The 351-nt window shown below is 72.6% G+C and carries 1 pseudogene; it reads left to right on the forward strand.

Annotation, left to right across the window (positions count from 1 at the left end):
• Positions 1 to 351 (forward strand): annotated as a pseudogene (locus tag UK12_RS42175) (hypothetical protein); the annotation flags it as partial.

Here is a 351-nt window from a genome sequence, read left to right on the forward strand (position 1 = left end):
CTTACGCCCGAACACCCCTGGCTCACCTTCAACTGCTCCCAGACGTCGGTCACCCCGGCCGCCAGCGGCTCCAGGAGTACGCTGTTGTCGATGACGCGATCCGCGTCGGCGAGCCGGTCCTCGCGGGAGCCGTCGGCCACCATCCGTGCCTTGGCCTCCCCCCCGGCCATGCGGCGCAGCGGGAGCAGCCGGCCCGGATCGGTGACCAGACCGGCGGCCGCGTCGGCCCCTTCCTGAACACCGAGGACTTCGCGGCCGACCCCCGCCGGATGACCGCCGCCGGTGTCACCTTCCTGGAGGAGCCCCGCCAGGAGCCCTACGGCACGGTGGCCGTCTTCGAGGACCTGTACG

The organism is Saccharothrix sp. ST-888 (assembly GCF_000955975.1).
Taxonomy (GTDB): Bacteria; Actinomycetota; Actinomycetes; order Streptomycetales; family Streptomycetaceae; genus Kitasatospora.